This is a genomic window from Rhizobium giardinii bv. giardinii H152 (assembly GCF_000379605.1).
Taxonomy (GTDB): domain Bacteria; phylum Pseudomonadota; class Alphaproteobacteria; order Rhizobiales; family Rhizobiaceae; genus Pararhizobium; species Pararhizobium giardinii.
This window is the reverse complement of sequence record NZ_KB902580.1, coordinates 165298-190487: the sequence shown is the minus strand read 5'-3', so window position 1 is coordinate 190487 and position 25190 is coordinate 165298. Positions and strand designations below refer to the sequence as shown.

Sequence of the window (25190 nt, the reverse complement as noted above, 5' to 3'; positions counted from 1 at the left end):
CGCAGCCGCGCCGGATGGAACTTCGATCCGGAAGGGAACTCCGTGAACAAACTGCTTATCGCAAAGTCGGTGTTAGCCATGTCCGCCTCACTTTCGCAAATATTAGGTGTCAATTTGACGGCTCGTTGTGGTCGCCCAGCGAACAGCCTTGAGCGTCCGCGTGTTGCGACGCCGCTTCTCCTCCTCGCTTTCGATGATTGTCTGAGCGATTTGCTTGCTCCTTTCAAAACAGCCCATACCTTCTCGGACAACTTTGGCACGCCGTCGAAGCATTACAATCCGTTTGAAATTCGATGTTGAACGTAAAGCGCCTCCCCTGGCTTCACGGTGTTTGTGGCGCCCAGTGGGTCGTGAACGTCAAAAGGGAGACAGCGATCGGCCTGTCGTTTTCGCCTCGGACGAAAATTTGAATCCGAACATTATCACTGCCGTTCAGTTCATCGCCGGCGATGTCCATTACTATTTTCGCGATCTCATTGGCAATTTCGAGGTTGAGCTCTAACTCCCTACCTAGTTCGTCACGCATGAAACCGTCGCCGTTTTCGACATCAAAGAAATAGCGCTCCATGAGGACGTTCTCCGTTTGAACGCAAATGAGCAGGCGGCCGGTTTGTTCCTTTCCTTTCGCTTACCGGATAGCTCTTAAGGTCAGGCAATGATTGAATCTCTTATTAGAAATCTCAGCGCACGCGACATTCTGGACCCAGATGAAATCGCCCAATTGCAACGGGTCATCGGAAATGAGCGATACGTTGGGTTAGGGGAGGACATTGTGGCCGAAGGATCACGCCCTATGACATCCACCTTGCTTGTCGATGGGATTGCAGCCCGTTATCGCGTGATGGAAGATGGGACGCGTCAGATAACAGCTCTGCATGTCGCTGGAGATTTCGTTGATCTCCACGCCTTCATGTTGAAGACGATGGATCACGGCGTGCTTGCTCTGTCGCGATGCCAAACTGCGATAGCGGACCACAAAGACCTTAAGCTCGTGACCGAGACGCAACCGCACCTGGCTCGGATGCTATGGTTGTCGACGGTAATAGACGGAGCGATTCATCGCGAGTGGATCACCGCGATGGGAGGACGAAGCAAAAAATCTCATTTAGCGCATCTGATTTGCGAGCTGTTCACACGGCTAAAAGTCGTAGGAAAGGTCAAAGGGAGCAGCTTCCACTTTCCCTTGTCGCAGGCAGTGGTTGCGGATGTCTTGGGCATCTCACTGGTCCACCTCAATAAGACACTTCAGAACCTGCGCCGCGATGAAGTTATTCAATGGGAGGACCGCGTGATTGCAATTCAAAATTGGCCTGAACTCGCCAGCATCGCAGAATTTGACGACGTTTATTTGAACCTCGTGAACGAGCCGAGGTAGCCTCTATCGTCGGGCCGGCCAGGCGCCGGGGAGGAGTATCGGGCACAGCCGCGCAATGACCCTGGACGACTCGTAGACCGGCCGGCCGGTCTGTGCGCCAGCGAAAGGCAGTTCTTGGTTGGCGCAAAGAGCGCTGCCAGATATCAGCGCCGTCCGATGGTAACGGCATCGTTTTCCAAGGCGTGTCAGCATGCCCTTGATACTGTCGCAGTAGTCCTGCGGGCATCATACGATCGTTGGTTTGATCGAGGGAACCGATGTCGCCCGCTCTTCTGCCTGCTCATCGCCAAATTCGATCGGGAGCGTCCCGTTGGGTGTGAGGCCATCGACCGCCGTGGGGAGATCGCGCGACAATCTGGTCAGGATTTCTTCCCGCGAGAGACCCGTCCGTGCAGCGATGTCTTGGAGGACGTCGGGACCGAGAGCCTCCGACAAGGTGCGGTCATCGATTTCAGAGTTTGGGCCATCCTGGACCCACGACTTCGCCGTCTCGCCATGGCCGGTCTGGCTGAACTGATCGAGCAGGCCACCGAGCCCACCGCTCAGGATGCCGCCTGCGCTGCCCCGGAGCAAATCGCCAAGACCTCCAAGCCCCCCAGAACCACCCAGCCAATCTCCTGTGCTGCCGGACTGACCGGCAGTGGCCGGATCGCCCACGGAAGCTCCGCCGGGATCTGCGCGGCGCTGGAGATTCCCAGAGAGGCCCTTCAGCATTTCGGCGATTTTGTCCCGATTCTGAAATCCGGCGACGGCGAGAACACTGAGAAGTGCGGTCATTGCGCTGCGTGACATGATATTCTCCCGTTTGCGTGGACTGCGCCATTAACTCTGTCGGCAGCCGCATGTTCCGTGAGACGCTGAATGCAGTCTTAGATCAGGGTGAGGGTTGCGTATGGCGCGTCTTCGCGATGATAAAAGCTGATCGATGTAGATCTCCACCTTGGGAGCCTGGTACGCATGCTTGGGTTGTGACCTTTATCGACACGGACCGCGAGTTGGCAGATCCTGTGACTGCCAGCATGTTCTATTTTCCTGCAGCGCAGAGTGAGGAGCACGTTTGGGCGTCATGGAGGAGTTGGTGGCGACCTGGCTGCCAGCCACGAACTCGACTGGCGTCTCGTCCGGTTCCTCGATGTCCGTATCGAACGTCGCGATCTGGACCATGACCTCGCCTTTTCCTCGGCGTTGAGACGGTTCAGATTTCCATCGTCATCCTTCTTCATGTGTACCGAAACGAAGTCGCCGCCTTCGCCGACGAATTCCACCGTCACGCACGTCTTTTCCTCATGAACCTGCTTGCCGATGACTTCTATAACACTCTCCTAAAAACCGGAGGATCCACCGCGCGAGGCCGTGGATCCAAGAACTTTGGTCAGCCTTCGGCCTTCTGATTGACGACAGATGCGGCAATCGAGGTCAGTGCCAGATCGGTCGCCTGCTCCTCATCAAGTGTGGTCTGCAACAAGCCGGCGGCGTCGTTGAGCCCAAGTTCCAGCGCCCAGGTTCGAAGGGTGCCGTAACGTGACATCGAGCTTTTTGGATTCGGCTATTCTTTCTGGAGGGGCCGCCGGCACAATGCCGGCGGCCGGTTGTTACGAGATGCGACGATCGGAGACGTCGATGACAAGCGCACGCTTTGTGCCGTAGACGCCGCCGAACCACGCTGCGATCGCGCCGAGCACCAGCGCAAGGAAGCCGAGAATGGCTCCGGCAGAGACCGCTGCGGTTGCTGCCTGTGCCGCATCAATCGCCTTCTGCTTGGCTGCCGCCACGTTGTCACGATAGGTCTTTTCATATTGGTCGACCTGGGTGCGCGCCTGATCGACCGGAATGCTCTGCGCCTTCGCGATGGCGTCGGCCGCGCGGTTGCGGGCGTCTTCGGCCGTTGCCTCATCACTCATCACGACTGCCTGCATCGCCGACACAGCCGCATTCTGAAGAGCCTGCGGATCGTTGCCCGTCGTTGAACGGATTTGCTGCTCGATCCCGCCCATCGGGTTGGTCGAGTTGGCGATCGCTGGCGCTGCTGCCGTCACCGCCGTAGCGGCCGTCGAACCGACGCCACTGACGACGGACGAAAGACCACTGAATGCGCCACCAACGAGCGCGCCGACGGATGTGGTCAGAAGATAAAGGACGATGAGTGTCGTGACGGCCCATGAAGTGACCCCCTGGTATCCGCCCGTCGAATTGCTGGGGCGGCCGGACAGTCGGCTTGCGACGTATCCACCGGCAAACGATGCGATGATGCCTGCGATGACAAACCACATTCCGCCCGCGATCGAGAAAGTGCTGGCCTCAGGGTTGTCGTATGTCGCCGGATCAAGGACAGCCGCACCGATGCCGACGCCAAGAAGGTTCAGCAGGAACTGGGTGCTGAGCGCGATCGCCACGCCAGCGAAGATCGCTCCCCATGAAACCTTGTTGAGGGCGGAGGTCGCTGAAGAGGCGACACCGTACGCCGTGTCGTGGGGGAGATTTGTCGAGATAGGAGTGGTCATTGCTTCGGTCCTTTTCGCAGTCACATGCTCGTGATGTCGATTGAACTCAAAGTTGCCACAATTGTTCCGGCCGCCGACGGCGTTCGTACGCTGCGGGAGACTTCGGAGATCACGTCGGGCGACTCTGACGAGGCGGAGAGCGGGCGCGCCGAACGCAAGGCCATGATCGAGCCGCAAGGGGAGGGCGATGATGATGATGATGATGCCGATGTCGGCCAAACTCCTCCCGGTGTCGACTATGCCGCTATCGATGCTGTGCTCGCCCGGTCGGAGGCGGCGATCGAGAACGCAACAAGGCACGGGCGCGGCGGCATCGCGAGAGAAGGATCCGATGATCTCGTCAGCTCGTGGGTGGGGGTTACGATCTCGACTGGGACGAGGACGGGCGGCTGGACGAATGGCGGGGCGTGTTGCGACAGACCGAAGACTTGCCGGTGGTGCTGCTGGCGGTCGTCGCCCTCGATGCCTGGAACGAATTGTCGGTGCGGCAGCAACGCACCCTGACTCGGCCGGTTGTTGGCCGCGTCGATTCTGCGCTAGGCCGCGTCACGTCAGGCGCCCATCTCGCGGCCACCAATCTCGGCCCGAAAACCGTTCCCGTCGATCGGCGTCGCACTCGCGTCGGGGAGACGCGACTGCTCGCCAGGCGATCGCGGCTCCGATCTTTTATTGAACACAGAACGAATTTCTGAACGGGACCATGATGCTGTTGACCCCAGAGCTTGTTGCCCTGACGGTGCGAGACGTCCTGGACGATGGCCCAGAACCGGGCTGGACACCTCTCCGAGGGGACTTGACTGTCTCGTCGACAGGGTTGAACGAGAGGTAGGTTGCGAACCGATTTGGATCTTCGCGTTTGGTTTATCCGGAATCCTGAGTTCAAGCCGACAGCCCAAAGGTGAGCATCCGCATATGGATGGCACCGATCGTTTTCGCTGAGGATCGAACGTTGGCGGGCAACCAGCGAACAACCGGCGGATCGGCGCGCAATATCTGCTCAAAACGATCGTTGATCTTGAGGCCGAGGGGATCCGAAACCGAAACCTCTGGTTATCTGCAGGCGCTCGGGACCGAGCGGATCAAGGCAAAGAAAGCAGCCTCAGGTTGTCGTCCTAACTGAGCGTCAATCCAGCATGACCATGTGCGCCGGGACCTGCTCTTCGAAGAACTTCGAGAAGGATGCGATCCGGGGGGGCAGGGTCTGATATGGGGGATAATAAAGCGTCAGCCACAACTCTGGGGGTGCCCATCCTTTAAAGACCTGTACCAGGCGTCCGGTGCGCAGGTGTTCGGCGATGTGAAACCCCGGAAGCATGGCAACGCCCGCACCGTCGGCGGCCATGTCCGCCAGAACCTCGCCACTATTGGCGCTGAAGGCTCGACCTGCCGAAATCGTCATGCTCGATCCACCATCCGACAGCACCCAGTTCTCGCGCCGGCTCTCACCGCTATAGGCGAGGCAGTCGTCAGGTGTCAGTTCATTCGGGTGCTGCATTTCAACGAACCTGCTCCCGGGCGCCGCGATAAGTATCCGAGGCACGACGCGGATCTTGCGCCAGATCGTGAACTTGTCGGACGGCTGGGATGAGATGCGGATCGCCAGATCGTAGTCGTCGTCCACGATGTTCACCAATCCATCAGACAGCGAGATCTCGAAGCTCATCTTCGGATATCGTTCCTTGAACCCTGAAAGGATCGGCGGCAGCACGGCCTTGCCGAACCACGTCGGCGCGCTGATCCGGAGACGGCCCTCGTCAGCCTTGTGCGCGTTCATCACCTCGCGTCGCGCGTCTTCGAGCGTCTTCACCGCAGGCTGGATCTGCGCGGCAAAGATCGCGCCATCGGTCGTCAGGGAAACCTGCCTCGTGGTGCGCACAAAGAGTTGCACGCCGAGTTCTGCCTCGAGCGCGGCGATGGCACGCGTAACGGCTGCGGGTGTCATGTCCATTTCGCGGGCTACCTGGGCGAAGTTCCGCTTCTCGGCAGCAAGGAGGAAGGTTCGGAGGGCCTTGTAGTCGTTCATATCATTGTTTCAGAATTTGCAATTCAATCCCAAGAAATATTGCAATTCTCGACGAGGATCAACCAGCCTAAATTCATATCAACACATGAGTACCAACGCCCGATGAAAGGCATCGACATGATCAAGGATATCAGGGGACTGCATCACGTGACCTCCATGGCATCGGATGCACGACAGAACAATCGCTTCTTCACCGACACGCTGGGCCTGCGCCGCGTCAAGCAGACGGTCAACTTAGACGATCCGAGCGTCTATCACCTGTATTACGGCAACGAGAACGGCTCAGCCGGGACGGTCATGACTTACTTCCCGTTCCCGAACATGATGCTGGGGCGTCCAGGCGTGGGGGAGGTCGGTGAAACACAGTTCTCCGTGCCGAAGGGTTCGTTGAAGTTCTGGCAGGATCGCTTCACCGCTCAGGGTGTCGGGGGGCTGGAAACGGACACCGCCTTCGGCGCCAACCGTCTTTGCTTCATGGGCCCAGATGGCGACGGTCTTGCGCTCATTGAGTCCGCCGACGACAACCGCGCGCCATGGCTGGCAGATGGAATTCCCGACGATGCGGCCATCCGCGGTTTCGCCGGCGCTCGCTTCAGTCTGCATGATACGGCTGCAACGGAAGAACTGCTCGGCTTCATGGGGTACCAGCGCGCCGAAAAGGAGGGTGACGTGACTCGCTTCATCATTCCAAACGGAAACGGAGCTGACACGATCGATCTTGCAGCGCTGCCGAAGACGCCTTTTGCCCGTCAGGGCGCGGGTTCGGTCCACCATATCGCGTTTGCTGTCGACAACCGAGAGAAGCAGCTTGAGGTGCGCAAAGCGCTGATGGATACCGGGTATCAGGTCACGCCCGTCATCGACCGCGACTATTTCTGGGCGATCTACTTCCGCACGCCGGGTGGCATTTTGTTCGAAGTCGCCACCAATGAGCCGGGCTTCAATCGCGACGAAGACACGGCTCACCTTGGGGAAACGCTCAAGCTACCGGGCCGATATGAAGCTTTCCGCGATCAGATCCAGGCAAATCTCGAGCCATTGGCTGCCTGACAATCACAACTGATGGCATTTCGAATTTTGGACGGCGCATGTCTACCCGGTCGCACCCCGGGTTTTCCAGGGAAGATCTTCAAACATTCGACTACGCCTGATGCCCTTTGCAACTGATGTCGATAACTGAGCCCCAAGGCATTCGCACCCATAAGTTTCGATGGAGAGATGACAATGGATCAATTGGGAGCGATCAGAGCCTTTGTTCGCGTCGTCGAGGCTGGATCCTTTGCAAAGGCTGCAGACACAATGGGTGCACCGCGGTCGACCGTGAGTAAGCTTGTTCAGGATCTCGAGGCAAGCTTGAGCCTCAAACTGCTCGAACGCACGACACGTTCAGTCACCGTGACACCTGAGGGAGTTGCTTATTACGAGCGCGCCATTCGCCTGATCGCCGATTTCGACGAAATGAACAATGAGGCGACCCGTGGGCGCCTAGCCACCAGGGGAAAACTTCGGGTTGACGTAGGAGGGACCTTCGCGAATGCGATTCTGATCCCTCGGTTGCCAGAGTTTTACGCGCTCTATCCAGAGATCGAGTTGCATCTTGGTGTAACAGAACGCCAGGCCGACATCGTCGAAGAGGGCATAGACTGCGTCATTCGTGCCGGCGATCTGCCCAATGCATCTCTTGTTGCGAGGAAGTTATGCAGCGTTGAGATAGTGACCTGCGCAACCCCGTGGTACCTCGAAAAACACGGCGTGCCAGCTTCGCCATCGGATCTGCAGCGGGATCATATTTTCGTGCAGTACTTTTTTGCGCGCAGTCTGAAAGCTGCACCCGTTCGACTGATTAAAGGCGACGAGAAAATAGAGATCTACAACCCCATCAAGCTCTCCACCAGTGATGCGACGGCGCATTTGCATGGAATATTAGCAGGACTGGGTATCGGGCAGACATTTGAATTCTTGGCAAGGCCCCATATCGCTCGTGGCGCTCTGATCCCAATCATGAACGATTGGGCGCCACCACGTTATCCTGTTCACATAGTAAGGCCAGCGGGCCGGTTTCCGAGCGTTAAGTGTCAGGTCTTTGCAGACTGGGTTGCGGGCGTGTTTTCTGCCTACGACGATGGTACCGGGACACTCTAGTGGCTTTGTCCATATCCATGGATAGTTACTCCACAAAGACGGGCTTCTCCCCTCTCTCGTTTGAAGATATTTCCCACGGCTGATTTGATCCGTCGGACAGCGCGGAGTGGGTGATGGCCCTATCCTGTATAGGAGTGGGCCGTGACATGGCGCTCGTCTCCTGGCTCGGCATAAATCGACCTATTAATTTGGAGCAACGGCTGTTGAGAGTAAGCAGAAGACAAAATAATCGCGATATGGAACCCCTGCGCGTACAGCGTACTCACCATCTAGTCGCGTCATTGCTTAATGGCAGGCTGCCAAGCATTTCGCGGCTCACACCGCTCTCCTGTTCTCCACGGGCTGTCTCGCCCCAACCGAAGTCAGCCAAATCGCTCCACGCCGAATAGCGTGAACAGCGACACTGCAAACTACCTCAGGGCCGCCTGTCCGAATGAAATTTTCTCGGGTAAATTTTGGACCGAATGGTCGCGCAGCGCAGCCTCGTGCGACGTCCGCAGGTAAACCGAACTTCAGGGTAATTATTGCGATAAAGGCAATTCATTCGCAATTAATATTGCAATTTTGCACAAGCGCAAATCACACTACGTTTCCTTCCAGCAGCCGAGGCAACGAGTGAATGAAAGCATCGGTTTCGACATACTCAGGGCCTTATGAGCCGTGTTCCAGGACATGGTGGTCCGTCCGACAGGCCCTGCCCAGTTTATAACCCGCCGCATTCGCGGTCCAACAACCGAAGAGGAATTGACCCATGTCCAAGCTCGAAGTCCTGACCCCCGCGAACAGCCAGCTCATCTTCATCGACCAGCAGCCGCAGATGGCGTTCGGCGTCCAGTCGATCGATCGCCAGGTACTGAAGAACAATGTCGTCGGCCTCGCCAAGGCCGCCAAGATCTTCAACGTCCCCACCACGATCACCACGGTTGAGACGCAATCCTTCTCGGGCAACACCTTTCCGGAATTGCTTGCCGTCTACCCGGAGAACGATATTCTCGAGCGCAGCTCGATGAACTCCTGGGACGACCAGAACGTCCGTGACGCGCTGGCGAAGATCGCCGCCGAGGGCCGCAAGAAGATCGTCGTCTCCGGTCTCTGGACCGAGGTCTGCAACACCACCTTCGCACTCTCGGCCCTGCATGATGTTCCGGATTATGAGATCTACATGGTCGCGGATGCTTCCGGCGGCACGTCTTCCGACGCACACAAATACGCGATGGACCGGATGGTTCAGGCAGGCGTGATCCCGGTCACCTGGCAGCAGGTGCTGCTCGAGTGGCAGCGCGACTGGGCTCGCAGGGAAACCTACGATGCTGTCACCACCCTCGTGAAGGAGCATTCCGGCGCATACGGCATGGGCGTCGACTACGCCTATACGATGGTTCACGGCGCAGAGGAACGCGTCAAGCACGGCAAGCGCATCGGCCCGAACCCCGCCAAGTAAGGGCCTGATCAGGCCGCTCCGATAACCCGGTCGGAGCGGCCTTTCTCTAACCGTGGAGGGCATCCCGTGAAAATCTATCTTCTTTCTCTCGGTGCAGGTCTGCTTGTGGGCATCGTCTACAGCCTCCTGAACGTCCGCTCGCCGGCTCCGCCTGTCATCGCCTTGGTCGGCCTTCTCGGCATTCTCGTCGGTGAACAGATCATCCCTTTCGCAAAGACCTTGTGGAGCAGGGAGCCAGCAGCCATTTCATGGCTTCATCAGATTAAGCCGCACATGTTCGGCCACCTGCCTAAGGGCGGCGATCTTATCGACCTCGCCCATCAGGCGGAGGCGAAAGCGGGGGAGCGGAGTTGATGACGACTCGTCGATCCTTTCTTGGGGGCGCGTCGAGCCTGGCGTTCTCGAACCTCTTCTCCCCGGCGAAAGCCGACGATCCCAACCAGACCGGAGTAGACACCATGCATCCCGACCTGATCCTCCACAACGGCCGCGTGACGACCCTCGACCGGACCAATCCGAACGCCACGGCGATCGCCATCAAGGATGGCCTGTTTCTCGAAGTCGGATCCGACAGCGAGATTATGGCTCTGGCTGGTGCCAACACGAAGATCGTCGACCTCAGGGGCAAGCGCGTCCTGCCGGGTCTGATCGACAACCACACTCACGTCGTGCGCGGCGGCCTGAACTACAACATGGAACTGCGCTGGGACGGCGTTCGGTCGCTCGCCGATGCGATGGACATGCTGAAGCGCCAGGTGGCGATTACGCCCGCGCCGCAATGGGTGCGCGTCGTCGGGGGGTTCACTGAACATCAGTTCGCCGAAAAGCGCCTGCCGACGATCGAGGAGATCAATGCGATCGCTCCCGATACCCCGGTCTTCCTGTTGCATCTCTACGATCGGGCACTCCTGAATGGCGCGGCGCTGCGCGCCGTCGGCTACACCCGCGATACGCCGAACCCGCCGAGTGGTGAAATCACCCGTGATGCCAATGGCAATCCGACTGGCATGCTGCTCGCCAAGCCCAATGCAGGCATTCTCTATTCGACGCTCGCCAAGGGGCCCAAGCTTCCTCTGGACTATCAGGTAAACTCGACCCGCCACTTCATGCGCGAACTGAACCGCCTCGGCGTGACAGGCGTGATCGATGCGGGCGGGGGCTTCCAGAACTATCCAGACGACTACGAGGTCATCCAGAATCTCTCCGATAACAATCAGATGACGGTGCGTCTGGCCTACAACCTCTTCACCCAGAAGCCCAAGGAAGAGAAACAGGACTTCCTGAACTGGACGCAGTCGGTCAAATACAAGCAGGGCAACGACTACTTCCGCCACAACGGTGCCGGTGAGATGCTCGTCTTCTCGGCTGCCGACTTCGAGGATTTCCGCCAGCCCCGTCCGGAAATGGCCCCGGAAATGGAAGGCGAGCTGGAAGAGGTCGTCAGGGTTCTCGCCGAGAACCGCTGGCCCTGGCGCATGCATGCCACTTATGACGAGACCATCTCCCGCGCCCTCGATGTATTCGAGAAGGTCAACAAGGACATTCCGCTCGAAGGACTGAACTGGTTCTTCGACCATGCCGAAACCATCTCGGATCGCTCGATCGACCGCATCGCCGCACTCGGTGGCGGCATCGCCACGCAGCACCGGATGGCCTACCAGGGCGAATACTTCGTTGAGCGATACGGTCACGGCGTGGCCGAGGCTACGCCGCCGATCCGCCGCATGCTCGACAAGGGTGTGAATGTCTCCGCAGGCAGTGATGCGACGCGCGTTGCTTCCTACAATCCGTGGGTTTCGCTGTCGTGGATGGTCACCGGCAAGACTGTCGGCGGAATGCAACTCTATCCGCGAGCCAACTGCCTCGACCGGGAGACCGCGCTGCGCATGTGGACCGAAAAGGTCACGTGGTTCTCCAATGAAGAAGGCAAGAAGGGCCGCATCGAGAAGGGCCAGTTCGCCGATCTGGTGGTGCCGGACAAGGACTTCTTCTCCTGCGCCGAGGACGAGATTTCGTTCCTCACCTCGGAACTGACCATGGTCGGTGGCAAGATCGTCTATGGCGCAGGCGACTTCAAGACACTCGACGAGAACGACATCCCGCCCGCGATGCCCGACTGGTCTCCCGTACGCAAGTTCGGCGGCTACGCGGCCTGGGGCGAACCGGAGGGCGCGGGCGCTCGATCCTTGCGCCGCACGGCGATCTCCACATGCGGATGTGCCAGCGATTGTGGCGTGCATGGCCACGACCATGCCGGAGCTTGGACATCCAAGCTTCCGATCGCCGACCTCAAGGGATTCTTCGGCGCTCTCGGCTGCTCCTGCTGGGCCGTCTGACGAGCCTTAGCTCGGGTGGCATCCAGTCACCCGAGCAATCACTCCATAATTGCCCATTTTGCAATTAAATCGAAACGATTGCTGCAATTGTTGGTAAGACGGTAACCAGCCAATATCGCTCCATCAAACGCAGCCGCTCGCGGCGCACATGCAGGAGCAGATATGACCCACCAATCCCATACGTCGAATCCAGTCCGGAGCAGTCTGGCACGCATCGTCGCTTCTCCGGTCACGCGAACCGTGTCGCTGCTTGCGCTCTGCGCCGCCTACATCCAGGGCCCGCTTACCAAGATCTTCGATTTCAACGGCGCACTGGCCGAAATGGATCATTTCGGTCTTCATCCCACCGCGTTCTTTGCGGTCGCCGTCATCGTGTTCGAGCTGACGGCTTCAGCCATGGTGGTATCGGGCTTTTTTCGCTGGATCGGAGCGCTGGCGCTCGCTGGCTTCACGCTCATGGCAACGTTCATCGCCCTCCGTTTCTGGGAGATGGCTCCCGGCATGAACCGCATGATGGCGACCAACGCCTTCTTTGAACATGTTGGCCTCGCTGGCGCATTCCTCTTCGTCGCCGCATTCGACCTCACCAAGGGAGCAGGCAAATGAGCGCTGCAAAAGCATCCGGCGGAACCTTCGCGCCACTCGCACAGCCTGTGTTTGCGGTTCTCTGGATCGCCACCGTCCTTGGCAATACCGGAAGCTTCATGCGCGACGTCGCAAGCTCCTGGCTGATGACGGATCTTTCGGCATCGCCGGCCGCGGTCGCCATGGTCCAGGCGGCCGGAACCCTGCCGATCTTCCTGCTTGCCATTCCTGCGGGCGTTCTCACCGACATCCTTGATCGCCGCAAGTTCCTGATCGCCGTCCAGCTCCTGCTGGCATCCGTCAGCATCTCGCTTATGGTCCTGTCCCAGACGGGTATGCTATCGGTCAGCGCGCTGATCGGTCTGACCTTCCTCGGCGGCATTGGCGCCGCGTTGATGGGGCCGACCTGGCAGGCGATCGTTCCGGAACTGGTCAAACGCGAGGATGTCAAGAGCGCCGTGGCGCTGAACTCGCTCGGCATCAACATTGCCCGCTCCATCGGGCCTGCCGCGGGCGGCCTGCTTCTCGCAGCCTTTGGAGCCGGGATCACCTACGGCGCGGATGTCGCAAGCTACGCCGTGGTGATCGCAGCTCTGGTCTGGTGGCCACAGGCGAAGAATGCAAACGACGCGCTTCAGGAGAACTTCTTCGGTGCCTTCCGGGCCGGGCTTCGCTACACCCGCTCGAGCACACCGCTCCACGTCGTCCTCCTGCGCGCCGCGATCTTCTTCGCCTTCGCCAGCGCCGTCTGGGCGCTCCTCCCGCTCGTCGCCCGGCAGTTGCTGGGTGGTGATGCCAGCTTCTACGGCATCCTGCTCGGTGCAGTTGGTGCAGGCGCGATCGGTGGCGCCTTGCTCATGCCGAAGCTGCGCGAACGCCTGAGTTCCGACGGCCTGCTTCTCGGTGCCGCGCTGATCACCGCTGCCGTCATGGGAGTTCTGTCACTCGCCCCGCCGAAGATCGTTGCCATCATCGTTCTTCTGTTCCTTGGTGTGGCATGGATCACTGCACTGACAACGCTCAACGTCGCGGCCCAGGCTGTTCTTCCGAACTGGGTGCGTGGTCGCGGCCTCGCCGTCTACCTCACCGTCTTCAATGGTGCGATGACTGCCGGGAGCCTTGGTTGGGGCGCGGTCGGCGAGGCTGTCGGCATCCAAATGACCCTGCTCATCGGAGCCGCCGGGCTGCTTGTGACCGGGTTCATCATGCACCGCGTGAAACTTCCTGCAGGCGATGCCGACATGGTGCCGTCCAATCACTGGCCTGAGCCGCTTGTTGCGGAACCCGTTGCCCATGACCGTGGTCCGGTTCTGATCCTGATCGAGTACAAGGTCGAGAAGCAGCACCGCAGCGCATTCCTTCACGCCATCGATCATCTTTCCAACGAACGCCGCCGCGATGGTGCCTATGGCTGGGGTGTCACCGAGGACTCGGCTGACCCGGAGAAGATCGTCGAATGGTTCATGGTGGAATCCTGGGCTGAACATCTTCGCCAGCACAAGCGGGTCTCCAATGCCGACGCCGACCTGCAGGGCAAGGTGCTGGCCCACCATGTCGGTCCCGAGAAACCTGTTGTCCGTCACTTCCTGACGATCAATCGGCCTGGTGCCGCATAACGAAGACTTGGGCAGGGCGGCGGCTTCGGCCGCCCAGCCTATTATGCCGCCACGCGCAATGAACTCGAAACAATTGATGCAATTGGTGAGGCCGGCATCTGGTGTCAAACCTGGAGCCATGTCGCGAGCAACGTCGCGGCGCCTAACAGAAATAGAGGTCAAGAAATGAAGCTTCCCTCCCTTCCTACCCTTCTGAGTTTCAATGGCGGCTACGTCGATACGCTCGGCTTCCTGGCTCTTTCAGGGCTTTTTACTGCGCATGTCACAGGCAACTTCGTGACCTTGGGCGCAACGATGGCGCATGGCCTTGGCGGAGCATTGTCGAAGGTGCTGGTCCTTCCGATGTTCTGCCTGGTCGTCTTCGCGTCCCGGCTGGTCTGCCTGAAACTTCAAAACCGAAATCGCTCCCCCGTCCGGCCCATGCTGGTCGTAAAATTGATCCTGCTCGCCGCGGTCGCGGTCATTGCCATTATTTATGGTCCATTCCACGGCGACGAGAATGGCGTTACGTTTGCCGTTGCGATGACACTGGTGTCGGCAATGGCCATACAGAACGGTCTTCACCGGTCCCATCTGTCGAAAGCGCCGCCGACCACCCTGATGACGGGTACGACGACACAGATCATGCTCGATCTTGCCGACATCCTTGCCAACTCGAAAGCCCAGGAAATCACCGTCGCAAAGGTACGGGTGAAGAAGATGGCCACCGCTGTCCTGACGTTTGCCGTCGGATGTGGCGCCGGAGCGGCCGGCTACATGTTCATCCCTGCGGCCGCCTTTAGCCTGCCAGCCATCATCGCCGGCGTTGCTCTCTTCGCCAGCACGTCAGGTGCCGAACCCAATTGACAGAAACTGAACGTCAAGGCTTTTCAGTTTATTACAGAGGATACTGAGATGGACATTGGTAGTGAAGCGATCGGTCTCGCCAACCTGATCGCTCCCGTGTTGAAGCCGCTTTTTTTGTTGGGAGGGGCGGCATGGGAGTGCCAGATTGATTTTTTGCAATCGAATATCCGAGACGTGCGCTTGACCTCATTGGCATGCTCGAAGACTCCGCTAGGGAGAAGAACCTCCTCGGCTCCTTTGGCTCCGATACAATCAAGCTCTGAGTTCAGGCGTTAAAGCAGACTGCCAACCGGCTCTCCGGATGTCGAAACGATCGTGGATCCGTACGGTTCGCGCGACGAAATGATCAACGCGCCATCCGGTAGAGGGTGGGCCAGACCCTTCGCCTCATCCCAGGGCGCCCGCAGCCATGTGTCTGTCTCTTCCTTCGTCAGCAACAGGACAGGCATGGCCTTCTCGTGGACCGGCTTCACGAGATCGTTGGGATCCGTGGTCAAAAACCCATAGAGGTCGTCGGTGGTCAGGCCGTCCCTGACCTTTCGGACACTCTGCCATTGCGGTACATGGATGCCGGCAAAGAACATCAGCGACTTCTCCTCGTCGCGTGCAAACCAGGCATTGGGCACCTTGCCGCCTTCCTGCTGGCTGGCCGGATCCGGTTCGGCAAAACTGGTGACCGGGACGAGGCATCTGTTTTCGACGCCGAACCATCGCTTCCAATGCGGAAAACTGAGCTTGCGCACATTGGTCGTGCCACGGTCAACCTCCATCCGGATCAGTTCCTCAAGATCGAAGGGCTTGCCTTTGGCCGCGAGTTTCTCGGCCTTGGCTTTGGCGGCCTTCTCGAGCGTGAAACGCGGGGAGGGCAGTCCCCAGCGCGCATGGACCAGCTGTTTCTTCCCGCCAGCGGTGTTGCGGACGATCGGCCCCATCTGATCGGGGTTCATCTGGTAGGCCGGCATCAGGTTGATCAGGCTTTCGGCGTCCTTTGCCCACTTCGCGACCCAGTCCCTGTCTTCCATGCGATAAAGATTACAGATGTGGACGGCTCCTCCCTCATCAGGATTTGAGTATACGGACAACGCGATTGCTTGCAATCAGATGTCCGGCCTGTTGATGCAGATTTAGTCTGCTGGCCAAGATGGTGTTCGCTACCCACGCCCCAAACACATTCGCGACGATTTTTGTGCCAGTGCAATCTACGGACTGTCGCGGGTATCGACCAATCGGTCAATCCATCTACTCGTTCCTGCAAGTTCGGTTACTGGGCCGTTCGCTCTGACAAACTGGCCGAATTATTTAGGCTATGCCGCCACGGATGGTTCAAGATCACCCGGTTTATCGTAGACTCCTCCGGAGATCATGAGCCGCCAAGCAATGCGGGCGAACCTGTTCGCCAGTGCGACAGCCACCAATTTCGGCGGTTTACGCTCCAGCATTGCAGCCAGCCAACGCGAGGGTTTAGTTCGCCCCTTCCTGACATGTCTAAGCAGTGCAGTCGCGCCGACAATCAGTGTTGATCGGATCGATGGATCGCCTGCCTTTGTGATGCCACCCAATCTGACCCGACCACCGGTCGAGTGGTCCTTGGGTGTCAAACCAAGCCAAGCAGCAAAATGGCGGCCAGAGGTGAAGTTTTCGGCCGGTGGTGCCTTGACGCTCAACATAGTTGACCCGATAGGCCCTATGCCTGGGATGGTCGCAATCCGCCTGCTGACATCATCGTTTCGATGCCATTTCATAAGTTTCGCTTCGATTTCTGCAAGCCGTGATTCGACGGCTTGGTATTCCTTCGCCTGAAGGCTAAACAGCTCTTTCGCTAGCTGTGGAAGTGTATCGTCTTCAAGGGTTCGTTTGATCAATGCGTTGACGTTCTGGCGACCAGGCGGACCAATGATGCCGAACTCAGCCGCATAACTGCGGATCGCGTTCGAGAGTTGCGACTTCACGCCAACCAGCCTTTCCCGAACGCTCATCAACATGCATGCGGCCTGCTGCTCACGCGATTTTATCGGAACGAAGCGCATTGAGGGCCGACTAACCGCTTCACAAAGCGCTTCCGCATCCGCCGCGTCGTTCTTTCCTCGTTTCACATACGGCTTGACGTATTGCGGCGGGATCAGACGGACCTTGTGACCGAAGGATGAAAGTAGACGCCCCCAATGATGTGAGCTGCCGCAGGCCTCGATGGCAATCAAGGTCGGCGGTGTATTCTCGAAGAACTTGATCATCTCCCTTCGCCGAAGCTGGCGTCGCAGAACAGGTTCTTCAGCTTCATCGACACCGTGTAACTGAAATACGTTTTTCGACGTGTCCATACCAATCCTTACAACGGGCTTCATGGTGCGCTCCTCTCGCTCAGTTCCTTGGCCAGCATGCCATGGATCGCTGAGGTCTCAGAGCCGTCCACACCAACACATTCCGCGCTCCCTACAGCGTGACGTCTTTCCAGACGGGCCTTTGCACCGTCCTGATCTCGACCAGCCTGCGCACCGTCATGCCGACACGTTCACGCGCGCAAGGCGTCTCGAGACCGGCGCTCAGGTAATCCCGCTTGCCGCATTTCGAGCAATGGAAATTCTCCTGAATATTCAGGAAGGGAACGTCTCCGAGAACCTTGATCAAATCACCAGGGTCATAGCGATGTGTCACTCTGCAGTGCTGGCAGGTGATCTTGATGAATTGACCGAGCTCCACCGCTGACGACATTCTGGGGAGATGCCTTGCAATGCTCGGATGCATTCGACCGGTCTGGGCACCTTTCCTCATCGCCCCAGCTTCCTCAGAAACAGTCGGTTGCCGACGCGATTGCCGCAAGGGGGGCGGCAGCGAAGGCGCATCGGCAGCGAAACCAGTTTGACGTTCTTGCCGAACCGACGCCCGATTGCACGTCGGTCCAGCTCGTCCTCATGGCCACATGCGCCACACCGGGCGACAATGACGTACCATTCCGGAAGGGCGCTCAGCGTCTCGTAGTCGAATTGTGGCTTGACGCTCGGCGCCAGCTCTATGCTTCTGTCGTGGCGCATGACAGTCAGTCCCGGTCAAAGCTCGGTTTCCAGCCGCGGGTAAAGCCGATGCTCATTCCCATCTGCGCCAATGCCAGTTGCTCGCGCAGATGCCGGCAATCCTCCAACAGGGTGCGCACGGCCGCATCGGCGTCGCCATCGTGATAGCGGAGAACGTCGTTGAACTCCGCCTCCGCGGGTTCATCGGGTAGCGCTGCTTTGAGCGGACGCAATAGCTTCTCCTCTGCACGGTCAATGGGCCAGCGGACGATATGGAACAGAATTCAGATGGGCGGCTGCAGCACTGCGTTTGTTCTCATTATGTTCTGATGTTGAGGATAGTCAAGGTGTCCGGGTTTGGTAATCTCCTTCCGTTTTTCGATCGACCTTGGGCATGGCCGCTCCCCACCACCGTCTTGTCCAGCACGCCAGCTCGATACCCTTGTGGCAGCGTTCTTCGTGTCCGCCAAGCCGACCGGCTGGTAGGCGGGCAGGACCAGACCGGCCCCTCCTTTCAGCCGTCCATCCCTCAGTGATTTTCGCGGTCCTGCCGTCCGGCGCTTTGCCGTCAAGGGCTGCCCGCACCACCCCGCCGCAGGCGGCCGTGTTAGCCCATGACCGCGGCAGCTTTGCCGTCCGGCCTTTCGTTCCGCGTCCTTCGGGATAGTCACTGACGAAAGGAAAGAAAAATGGGACTCGATATGTATGCCTGCACGCTTCGTCACCAGCCGGACTCGGCAGTCGATTTCAACCGTTAGCGATGCGACGGAACTCCACTACTGGCGCAAGCACCCGAACCTCCATGGCTGGATGGAACGCCTTTATCGCGATAAGGGCGGCGCCGCTGAAAGCTTCAACTGCGTGAATCTTCAACTCACGTCCGACGATATCGACCATCTCGCTCCCCCCTACCGACGGCTTCTTCTTCGGCGTCAGCGACGGATCCGAGATCGAGGGCAACCTGCAGTTCGTCGCCAAGGCGCGGGAGGCCCTCGCTGCCGAGCTGGCGGTCTTCTACACATCGTGGTGGTAACACCCTCCGCCAGTATCAGTCCGGTCGGTGACAGCACCGGCCGGACTTGCCGGACGTCTTCCACCCAAGGTCCTTGCGTATCTGCATGCGTTCCAACGCTACCAGGTCAACTCCGGAGGCGCCCGCCAAGGGGCGACTGAAAGTAACTTCCGCACCACTCCCGTTTTCCACTCCGCCTCTGGCGGAGCGAAGCATGCGGAGGCCTGAACGCGCTTTCCCATTGCGCAGAAGAGAAGGCCGGAGCCTGTGGTAAACGGGAGTGGAGCGGCCGCCATTTCTATTCGCAACTGCCCAGCGCATGATGAAATCGTTGGGTCCAGCTTTAGGAGGAAGGCAAACGATATTCGTTCCCGATGTGTGATTATGTTTTGCGTTTTTAGGCGCTGACCACTTTGAATTTAGCGGCTTTCGGCAGCGGCTTCTGCTTCTGCCTGAATAATGCACATCGCCGAGTACGCCCGCAATCAGTAGTAGGGTGAGACGCACGCCCGTCGCGGACCGTAGTACGGCTGGAACGTGTTGTCGTAAACCCTGTAGGACCGATAGCGCGCAAAGCACCAGCGCGTATGGGCGTTGCCGCCACCATAGACTTGCCGGTAATAGCGTGGAGCGTAGTAGCGCGGACGGTAATAGGTTGGGCCGTAGTAGCCCTGATCGTAGTAGCTGGGGCCATAATATCTCGGCTGCGCCAGCAAACCGCCGATGATCGCGCCAGTCGCGAGCCCGCCGAGTGCCCAAGCCCAATCGTCGTCACCATTGTGGTGATAGCCGTGGTAGCCTCGATAGTCGCCCCTGTATCCACGATTGTAGCCGCCGCGGTAACGCCTGTACTGGACCGTCTGCGCCTCAGCGACTTCGATCTTCCGCACGGCCATGGTGGGAAACGCCATGACCGGGGGGACGCTCGTCAGCGCCGTCACCAGCGACAAGGCAATGATTGCTAACCTTTTCATTGGCTCACCTTTCCCCTACAGCGCCCCGCGTCCAATACGGCGCGCCGGGACGCTGCAGCTCTTTAAACGCGCAATCTTACCACTAAAATCGATTTTGGTTCGAGGAATTATGCATTCGCAGGCCCCGTCTATCGCATCGATAGACGGGGCCTGCGAATGCAGTTGGCATGGCCCTCGAGGCGAAGAACTAAATCAAAGTTTGAAACGAGCATCAGGGTACGTTCGCCCGACTGATCCCCCAATTGAAGCAAACTGGACTAAAGCACACTGACGTTTTCAGCCTTCGTCCGGTCTTGCGATCTTGGCCCAGCTCGTCGCTCACTCTCTGCCCGTCTCCGAGTGAACTGGCCCCCTGAAGGCAGACACATGAACGAACACGTTGAAGCAGCTACGCGCCAGCTATCGAGGCCACAGCATCTGCGGTCTTTTCCCCCGGCACCATGCGTTGCAGGAGCCGAATGAGATCGCGCATGGTATCCTGCGGCCGTCGCTCAATAAGTTTCGTCAGCGTCCGGCGGTCCTCCGCTTCTTCTTGCGTCCTCCCCCCACAGATAAGGGGCTACTTCAAAGAGCATATCAATTGGCATGAAACCGAGGAGTTCGCAGAGATGAATCATGCGAGTGACGGTCAACAAGCCGGAGAGGTGGCAGAGTGGTCGAATTCACCGCACTCGAAATGCGGCACACATGCAAGCTCCGGTTTGGATGGAGATCGCCTTTCGAAATGGAATCTCGATCGGCCAAATTGTCGGTCGATCATTGATGGCACCCAAATCGGACCTACGCGCAGCGACGTTCCCGATCTGTGCTTGCAGGATCGCATAATACCTCCTCGGGAACCGGTTGCTGAAGGTTCCTATCTCGACATCTTTAGTCCCGGGAATTGATGGATTGGATTGAGGCTGAACTTTTTCGGCTCTGAAGCCCATTGTTTACAGATGAATTCGTATGGCGTGAGGCCTTTGAGGGTCCTCAAGCGGCGGCCAAAATTGCGGCGAGGAAGTCGGTGAGTTGGTCTTGACTGTCGTAATGATAGCGTTTGACGGTGGCTGCCCTGATTGTCCGGTTCATTCTTTCGACCTGACCGTTGGTCCAAGGGTGATTGGGTTTGGTCAGTCGGTGTTCGATGCCATGTGTTCGGCATGTACGATCGAACATATGCATGCACAGCCTTGCCGTGGGTCCATTGCGGCGAGAAGGCAGATCGGAAAACTGGATGCCGTTGTTCGTCAGACGGTATGAATTTTGTAGGGTACGGCTTCGACCAGGGCCTTCAGGAAAGCCGCGGCGGTATGGATGTTGGCGCTTTCCTCGAGGTGGGCGAAAGCGAATTTGGATGTCCTATCAAGGCGACGAAGAGTTGAAGCTTGCCTTCGGCAGTCTGAACCTGGGCAATATCGATGTGAAAGTAGCCGATGGGATAGGCTTTGAACTTCTTCTTCGCCGGCTTGTCACCGTCGATATCGATCAGGACTGATGCCATGTCGCTGAAGGCATTGATGCAGCGAAGATCGTGTAAGGTGGGGGATCGTCGCCTGCAGACTATAGAGGCAGTCGTCGAGCGGCAACAGCGTATGCCGGCGGAAGGCGACGATGATCGCTTCGTCTTCGGTCGACAGAACGGTGGACCTCGGCGCTTTCGGTCCGGTCGGAAGATCGGCGATCGAAGTCCGTTTCTTCCACTTGGCGACAGTCTTCTGATTGATCCCGTAGCGTTCGCAAGTGCTCTCAAGCTCTCTTGACTAGCTGTATCGCTCGACGGACCGCCTCTGTCGTGCGGGCGCTCCCGTGTAGAATTTGTCCCATAGCGAATCTCTTCAGGCTTGCGAGAGGATTGCACCATCAAAATCCGGGATCAAACACCTAGACTAGGCGGAATGCCCGGTTCCGACCCAACGCGCGCACAGCCCTGCAGGGACGACAACCGTTGTTGATTTAAAGCTGATTACAAGTCCTAGGACCTGGCCGGTACCGAACGTCCAAATAACTGGTCGTTCGTCCGCTAGTTTCAGTTCTCGCGGAGGCTTCGCCGGCCGCTGTCGAGTATCGGGGCAAGTAGATATGCGAAAAGGCTCTGTTCGCCGTCCAAAAGCATCACCTCGGCGGGCATGCCAGGTATAAGCTGCACGTCGTCGAGGTTTGCGAGGTCCACTGGATCGACCTCGACTTTCGCCAGGAAATAGGTCGTTCCCGTTCTCTCATCAGCTATCGCATCTGCTGAGATCGAGCGCAGCCTGCCATAAACGAGCGGCAGACTCCGTTGCCGATAAGCCGTGAGGACCACGCGGGCGGACATACCGGTTCTGATGCGCTCGATGTCGGTCGGTCGAACCCGGGCGTCGATGACCACTCCACTGTCATTCGGAACGAGGTCGAGCAGCGGCTGTCCTGGCTCTATGACGCCCCTCTCCGTCGTGACGTGGAGATTCATTACCGTGCCGGCAAGCGGAGCGCGAATGACTGTTCGCTCGAGTATGTCCTCGCGCGACGGCAGCTGGCTTTTGAGCTCAGCCAGGATCCGGCGCATCTCGGCGAGCTCCGTACCAAGCTTTTCCTGGCGCTCTTCGGTTATTGTTAGGAGTTGCAGGTTGGTTTCGCCCATGGCTTGTGCATTCTCGGCGATCTTCGCTCGGTTAGCTGCCTTCGCGGCTGCGATATCGGCACGATGACGCTTGAGAGCCAGTATTCGCGGCTTGCTCTCCAGACGCTTTTCGAGAAGAACCTGCACAGCCGATATTTCTTCGTCAATCAAGGCGATCTGCTCGGCTTCAGCGGCGATCACCTGCCGCAGGCCAGCGTTCTGCTCCTCGAGTTGGCGAATGCGCGCCTCGAGGATCTGGATGCGACCCTGATGCGCTGCACGCCGGCTGACGAATAATTGCCGCTGCCCTTCCATCAGTCGCTGCAGGCCCGTGGTGCTTTTGTGAATCAGAAAATCGGGGTAGCTGATTTCGGCGGCGTCGGTCCGCTCTGCCTCGAGTCGAGCCTCGGTCGCCAGATTGTGCAGAAGTCGCTCCCGAACTTCCGCGTCGAGAGACCTGGCCTTCGTGTCATCGAGAGTAATCAGCGGATCTCCAGCCCTGACCACGTCACCCTCGCGAATATGGATCGATCGAATGATCCCGCCTTCGAGATGTTGAATAGTCTTGCGATACCCGTCGGGGCTGACGACGCCCGGGGCTAGCGCCGCGCTCGCCAGAGGGGCGAGCACCGACCAGCCGCCCAACACCACAATGAACAGCGTTATTGCCAAGAGCCCCAAACGTCGAGGCATCCGGGTGGCAGCCGCGAGCGCGTCTGGGGGCTTTTCGGTGCTGCGTCGCACGCTAAAGCGCAGCATCTGCGCGAGGGCGAAAACAGCGACTGCTGCCGTCGCTAAAACGATGAGGGCAATGGCTCTATCGCTCAATGCGATGCCGGCAAGCGCCAACTGATCACGGATTGTGGCGATCACCGCGGCATAACCGGCCAGCAGCCTGTCAATGGCGCGGGATAGTTGCGTTTTGACCCCGTTAACAGCAAAGTCGACCAAATCCAGTTTATCAGGCATGCTTCATTCCCCCGCGGAAAGGCGCTTCTTGCGGCCAAGGACCCGCGATGGCTCCTCTGGAGGAGGAGCTTGTGACGGCCTCGCCGCCGTTGATCCGGCCGGCTGTACCTGCCGCACCATTTGCGCGCGCGGGCCGAACGCTGCAACGGCGCCGCTGTGAAGTGCTAGGACCTTATCGGCGCACTTCAGTACCGAGGCGCGGTGGGTGACGATCAAGACGGTCGTTCGAAGCTGCTTGAGCGTTGTCAGCACGTCGATCAGAGCGCGGTCTCCGGCCTCGTCCATATTTGCGTTCGGCTCATCCAATACGACGAAGGCCGGATCGCCGTACAAGGCGCGCGCAAGACCGAGGCGCTGCCGTTGGCCCAATGATATACGCTGCGAGTGTAGCGCGATCTCGGCTTCGTAGCCGTCCGGCAATGAGAGGATCATTTCGTGAACGCCGGCGACTTGCGCTGCCCGGATCAACGCGTTGCTGTCCACCTCTCGGAAACGTGCGATGTTCTGAGCCACCGTGCCAGGCAGGAGCTCGACCTGCTGCGGCAAATAGCCGATATGAGGGCCGAGATCCTCCGGATTCCAGTCGAAAACGTCCGCTGCGTCAAGCCGGACGTGGCCCTTGGTCGGTTTCCAGGCGCCCACGGCGAGACGGCAGAGCGTCGATTTTCCGGCGCCCGATGGTCCGACCACCGCACAGTTCTCACCCGGGTTAATCGCGAAGCTGATTGCATTGAGGACCGGCTCCTGACTGCCGGGAGGGTGATAGAAGACGTTTTCGAAAACGAACCCGCCTTTGGGGCGGGGGAGAGAGACGCGGTCGCGCTCATCGCGTGACGTGCCAGCGAAGAGTTCCTTCAGGTTCCCATACGCGCTTCTCGCTGCGACGAAGGCCCGCCAGGCGTTGGTCGCCCGTTCGATCGGGGCGAGCGCTCGGCCCATGACGATTGAGCCTGCAATCATGGCGCCCGCAGTCATCTCTCCAAGAAGGACGAAACAGGCGCCGACAGCCAGGATGGCAATTTGCAGGATCAGCCGAAGGCTGCGCGAAATCGAAACGATCGTGGTCGTCCGATCGGCCAACAGCTGCTGCTCGGCTACCACCTCGGCCTGACGGCGGCGCCAGCGTTCGAACACTGCCTCTGCCATGCCGAGAGGCGCGATCGTCTCGCCGGCATCGACATAGCGCATGGCATTCTCCTGGTGGGTTTTGGTGACAGCTGCGACACGCTTCTGCCGGTTCCGCGTCAGCGCGTCGTTTGCCAATGCGAGCCCCAGCAGGACGACGGCACCGGCCGTGGCGACCACGCCCAGTGCCGGGTGCAGGGCCCAGATAAAGGCAAGGAAGATCACGCTCCAGGGCATGTCGAGAAAGGCGAGGACAGCATCGCCCGCATAGAAGCTCCGCAGATCGGCCACGTCACGGGTACCGGCGCGACCCTCCTTTCCCGTGAGCCGCACTTCCATGGCGCGCCTCAGCATCGGCACGTTGAGCTCGCCGTCAAGCCACCCGGCGGCGCGGCTGAGGATCACTCGCCTCGCCTGCTCGAGCGCACCGTAGATCACGACGGCAAAAATCGCTATCAGCGTCAGCCACAGGAGCGTGTCCAGCGACCCGCTCGACAGCACCCGGTCATAGACCTGCAGCATGTAAATGCTGGCGACGAGGAGCAGCAGGTTGAGGAGGCAGCTCAGCAGGATCAGCAGCGGGAACTGCCTGCGTAGGGCGCCCACGACCTCCGAAAGACTGGTGGTGCTGATCTGAGGTGGCATCGATTACCTTC

Annotated in this window: 24 protein-coding genes and 4 pseudogenes; 12 read left to right on the top strand and 16 right to left on the bottom strand. The window is 58.9% G+C overall.

Annotation, left to right across the window (positions count from 1 at the left end; genetic code table 11):
• The first annotated feature begins 42 nt into the window (after positions 1-42).
• Positions 43-300, top strand: a complete 258-nt coding sequence (locus A3AY_RS38995; RefSeq protein ID WP_154663258.1) for a hypothetical protein — start codon at positions 43-45, stop codon at positions 298-300.
• Between the two features lie 22 nt (positions 301-322).
• Here the strand turns inward: A3AY_RS38995 and A3AY_RS0107365 are convergent, their stop codons facing one another.
• Entirely contained in the window at positions 323-568 is a 246-nt protein-coding gene (locus A3AY_RS0107365) for a DUF6894 family protein (RefSeq protein ID WP_018325042.1), read from the bottom strand.
• An 87-nt stretch (positions 569-655) separates the two neighbouring features.
• Here A3AY_RS0107365 and A3AY_RS0107360 point away from each other — a divergent pair, with 87 nt between their 5' ends.
• A complete protein-coding gene (locus A3AY_RS0107360) occupies positions 656-1375 on the top strand; it encodes a Crp/Fnr family transcriptional regulator (protein ID WP_018325041.1) in 720 nt (239 codons plus the stop codon).
• Between the two features lie 225 nt (positions 1376-1600).
• On the opposite strand, the gene A3AY_RS34655 is transcribed toward A3AY_RS0107360, so the two are convergent.
• The 3 genes and pseudogenes from A3AY_RS34655 to A3AY_RS0107340 all read right to left on the bottom strand — a co-directional run bounded on the left by A3AY_RS34655 (position 1601) and on the right by A3AY_RS0107340 (position 3876).
• Complete coding sequence (locus A3AY_RS34655; RefSeq protein WP_051108317.1) at positions 1601-2167, bottom strand: YidB family protein; 567 nt, start codon at positions 2165-2167, stop codon at positions 1601-1603.
• A gap of 580 nt (positions 2168-2747) precedes the next feature.
• Positions 2748-2903: pseudogene (locus A3AY_RS37520) on the bottom strand (DUF892 family protein); the annotation flags it as partial.
• Positions 2904-2967: 64 nt separating this feature from the next.
• The gene (locus A3AY_RS0107340) at positions 2968-3876 is read right to left on the bottom strand and encodes a hypothetical protein (protein ID WP_026203210.1); all 909 of its coding nucleotides are present in this window, start codon (positions 3874-3876) and stop codon (positions 2968-2970) included.
• Between the two features lie 347 nt (positions 3877-4223).
• Between A3AY_RS0107340 and A3AY_RS40365 the strand changes: the two genes are divergently transcribed.
• Together A3AY_RS40365 and A3AY_RS40360 are read left to right on the top strand one after the other, a co-directional pair.
• A complete protein-coding gene (locus tag A3AY_RS40365) occupies positions 4224-4568 on the top strand; it encodes a DUF1612 domain-containing protein (protein ID WP_026203209.1) in 345 nt (114 codons plus the stop codon).
• An 11-nt stretch (positions 4569-4579) separates the two neighbouring features.
• Positions 4580-4850: pseudogene (locus A3AY_RS40360) on the top strand (gamma-glutamylcyclotransferase); the annotation flags it as partial.
• 149 nt (positions 4851-4999) lie between these two features.
• On the opposite strand, the gene A3AY_RS0107330 reads toward A3AY_RS40360, so the two are convergent.
• On the bottom strand, positions 5000-5899 hold the full coding sequence (locus A3AY_RS0107330; RefSeq protein WP_018325036.1) for a LysR family transcriptional regulator: 900 nt from the start codon (positions 5897-5899) through the stop codon (positions 5000-5002).
• Positions 5900-6016: 117 nt separating this feature from the next.
• Between A3AY_RS0107330 and A3AY_RS0107325 the strand changes: the two genes are divergently transcribed.
• The 8 genes from A3AY_RS0107325 (at position 6017) to A3AY_RS0107290 (ending at position 14865) form a co-directional block, all read left to right on the top strand.
• Positions 6017-6949 carry a VOC family protein gene (locus A3AY_RS0107325; protein WP_026203208.1) on the top strand — a complete coding sequence of 311 codons (933 nt, stop codon included), beginning with the start codon at positions 6017-6019 and terminating at the stop codon, positions 6947-6949.
• Between the two features lie 174 nt (positions 6950-7123).
• Complete coding sequence (locus A3AY_RS0107320) at positions 7124-8041, top strand: LysR family transcriptional regulator (RefSeq protein ID WP_018325034.1); 918 nt, start codon at positions 7124-7126, stop codon at positions 8039-8041.
• Between the two features lie 751 nt (positions 8042-8792).
• Positions 8793-9482 carry a hydrolase gene (locus A3AY_RS0107315; protein ID WP_018325033.1) on the top strand — a complete coding sequence of 230 codons (690 nt, stop codon included), beginning with the start codon at positions 8793-8795 and terminating at the stop codon, positions 9480-9482.
• 66 nt (positions 9483-9548) lie between these two features.
• A complete protein-coding gene (locus A3AY_RS0107310; RefSeq protein ID WP_018325032.1) occupies positions 9549-9836 on the top strand; it encodes a XapX domain-containing protein in 288 nt (95 codons plus the stop codon).
• Entirely contained in the window at positions 9836-11818 is a 1983-nt protein-coding gene (locus tag A3AY_RS0107305; protein WP_026203207.1) for an amidohydrolase, read from the top strand. The genes A3AY_RS0107310 and A3AY_RS0107305 overlap by 1 nt, the downstream gene beginning before the upstream one ends.
• A 162-nt stretch (positions 11819-11980) precedes the next feature.
• Positions 11981-12424 (top strand): DoxX family protein, encoded by a 444-nt coding sequence (locus A3AY_RS0107300; protein WP_018325030.1) that lies wholly within the window; start codon positions 11981-11983, stop codon positions 12422-12424.
• On the top strand, positions 12421-14019 hold the full coding sequence (locus A3AY_RS0107295; protein WP_018325029.1) for an MFS transporter: 1599 nt from the start codon (positions 12421-12423) through the stop codon (positions 14017-14019). Before A3AY_RS0107300 ends, A3AY_RS0107295 begins: the two co-directional genes overlap by 4 nt.
• Positions 14020-14184: 165 nt before the next feature.
• Positions 14185-14865: a YoaK family protein gene (locus A3AY_RS0107290; protein ID WP_018325028.1), complete on the top strand. Its 681-nt coding sequence runs from the start codon at positions 14185-14187 to the stop codon at positions 14863-14865.
• 272 nt (positions 14866-15137) lie between these two features.
• Here the strand turns inward: A3AY_RS0107290 and A3AY_RS0107285 are convergent, their stop codons facing one another.
• From A3AY_RS0107285 to A3AY_RS0107235, 11 genes and pseudogenes are all read right to left on the bottom strand, one after another.
• Positions 15138-15905 (bottom strand): SOS response-associated peptidase, encoded by a 768-nt coding sequence (locus tag A3AY_RS0107285; RefSeq protein WP_026203206.1) that lies wholly within the window; start codon positions 15903-15905, stop codon positions 15138-15140.
• Positions 15906-16169: 264 nt separating this feature from the next.
• Positions 16170-17207 (bottom strand): IS110 family RNA-guided transposase, encoded by a 1038-nt coding sequence (locus A3AY_RS0107280; RefSeq protein WP_018325026.1) that lies wholly within the window; start codon positions 17205-17207, stop codon positions 16170-16172.
• An 88-nt stretch (positions 17208-17295) separates the two neighbouring features.
• Positions 17296-17574, bottom strand: coding sequence for a hypothetical protein (locus A3AY_RS0107275; protein ID WP_154663257.1), 279 nt, complete (start codon positions 17572-17574; stop codon positions 17296-17298).
• Between the two features lie 56 nt (positions 17575-17630).
• On the bottom strand, positions 17631-17894 hold the full coding sequence (locus A3AY_RS0107270; RefSeq protein WP_018325024.1) for a hypothetical protein: 264 nt from the start codon (positions 17892-17894) through the stop codon (positions 17631-17633).
• 5 nt (positions 17895-17899) lie between these two features.
• On the bottom strand, positions 17900-18106 hold the full coding sequence (locus A3AY_RS0107265) for a hypothetical protein (RefSeq protein WP_018325023.1): 207 nt from the start codon (positions 18104-18106) through the stop codon (positions 17900-17902).
• 514 nt (positions 18107-18620) lie between these two features.
• Complete coding sequence (locus tag A3AY_RS38990; RefSeq protein ID WP_018325022.1) at positions 18621-18770, bottom strand: hypothetical protein; 150 nt, start codon at positions 18768-18770, stop codon at positions 18621-18623.
• Positions 18771-19370: 600 nt separating this feature from the next.
• The gene (locus A3AY_RS0107255) at positions 19371-19859 is read right to left on the bottom strand and encodes a BA14K family protein (protein WP_018325021.1); all 489 of its coding nucleotides are present in this window, start codon (positions 19857-19859) and stop codon (positions 19371-19373) included.
• A gap of 388 nt (positions 19860-20247) precedes the next feature.
• Positions 20248-20491, bottom strand: a pseudogene (locus A3AY_RS40355) (transcriptional regulator); the annotation flags it as partial.
• Positions 20492-20715: 224 nt separating this feature from the next.
• Positions 20716-21665 (bottom strand): annotated as a pseudogene (locus tag A3AY_RS37495) (IS481 family transposase).
• A 202-nt stretch (positions 21666-21867) separates the two neighbouring features.
• Positions 21868-23409, bottom strand: coding sequence for an HlyD family type I secretion periplasmic adaptor subunit (locus A3AY_RS0107240; RefSeq protein WP_018325018.1), 1542 nt, complete (start codon positions 23407-23409; stop codon positions 21868-21870).
• Between the two features lie 3 nt (positions 23410-23412).
• Positions 23413-25179, bottom strand: a complete 1767-nt coding sequence (locus tag A3AY_RS0107235; RefSeq protein ID WP_018325017.1) for a type I secretion system permease/ATPase — start codon at positions 25177-25179, stop codon at positions 23413-23415.
• Between the last annotated feature and the right edge of the window lie 11 nt (positions 25180-25190).

Bases quoted from the DNA above. Each gene is read 5' to 3' on its own strand.
- A3AY_RS0107300 (WP_018325030.1), top strand. From the start codon at position 11,981: ATGACCCACCAATCCCATACGTCGAATCCAGTCCGGAGCAGTCTGGCA.
- A3AY_RS0107320 (WP_018325034.1), top strand. From the start codon at position 7,124: ATGGATCAATTGGGAGCGATCAGAGCCTTTGTTCGCGTCGTCGAGGCT.
- A3AY_RS0107305 (WP_026203207.1), top strand. From the start codon at position 9,836: ATGACGACTCGTCGATCCTTTCTTGGGGGCGCGTCGAGCCTGGCGTTC.
- A3AY_RS0107280 (WP_018325026.1), bottom strand. From the start codon at position 17,207: ATGAAGCCCGTTGTAAGGATTGGTATGGACACGTCGAAAAACGTATTT.
- A3AY_RS0107360 (WP_018325041.1), top strand. From the start codon at position 656: ATGATTGAATCTCTTATTAGAAATCTCAGCGCACGCGACATTCTGGAC.
- A3AY_RS38990 (WP_018325022.1), bottom strand. From the start codon at position 18,770: ATGGTCGATATCGTCGGACGTGAGTTGAAGATTCACGCAGTTGAAGCT.
- A3AY_RS34655 (WP_051108317.1), bottom strand. From the start codon at position 2,167: ATGTCACGCAGCGCAATGACCGCACTTCTCAGTGTTCTCGCCGTCGCC.
- A3AY_RS0107330 (WP_018325036.1), bottom strand. From the start codon at position 5,899: ATGAACGACTACAAGGCCCTCCGAACCTTCCTCCTTGCTGCCGAGAAG.
- A3AY_RS0107270 (WP_018325024.1), bottom strand. From the start codon at position 17,894: ATGCGCCACGACAGAAGCATAGAGCTGGCGCCGAGCGTCAAGCCACAA.
- A3AY_RS0107315 (WP_018325033.1), top strand. From the start codon at position 8,793: ATGTCCAAGCTCGAAGTCCTGACCCCCGCGAACAGCCAGCTCATCTTC.
- A3AY_RS0107275 (WP_154663257.1), bottom strand. From the start codon at position 17,574: ATGTCGTCAGCGGTGGAGCTCGGTCAATTCATCAAGATCACCTGCCAG.
- A3AY_RS0107295 (WP_018325029.1), top strand. From the start codon at position 12,421: ATGAGCGCTGCAAAAGCATCCGGCGGAACCTTCGCGCCACTCGCACAG.
- A3AY_RS0107235 (WP_018325017.1), bottom strand. From the start codon at position 25,179: ATGCCACCTCAGATCAGCACCACCAGTCTTTCGGAGGTCGTGGGCGCC.
- A3AY_RS0107325 (WP_026203208.1), top strand. From the start codon at position 6,017: ATGATCAAGGATATCAGGGGACTGCATCACGTGACCTCCATGGCATCG.
- A3AY_RS0107340 (WP_026203210.1), bottom strand. From the start codon at position 3,876: ATGACCACTCCTATCTCGACAAATCTCCCCCACGACACGGCGTACGGT.
- A3AY_RS0107365 (WP_018325042.1), bottom strand. From the start codon at position 568: ATGGAGCGCTATTTCTTTGATGTCGAAAACGGCGACGGTTTCATGCGT.
- A3AY_RS0107240 (WP_018325018.1), bottom strand. From the start codon at position 23,409: ATGCCTGATAAACTGGATTTGGTCGACTTTGCTGTTAACGGGGTCAAA.
- A3AY_RS0107255 (WP_018325021.1), bottom strand. From the start codon at position 19,859: ATGAAAAGGTTAGCAATCATTGCCTTGTCGCTGGTGACGGCGCTGACG.
- A3AY_RS0107290 (WP_018325028.1), top strand. From the start codon at position 14,185: ATGAAGCTTCCCTCCCTTCCTACCCTTCTGAGTTTCAATGGCGGCTAC.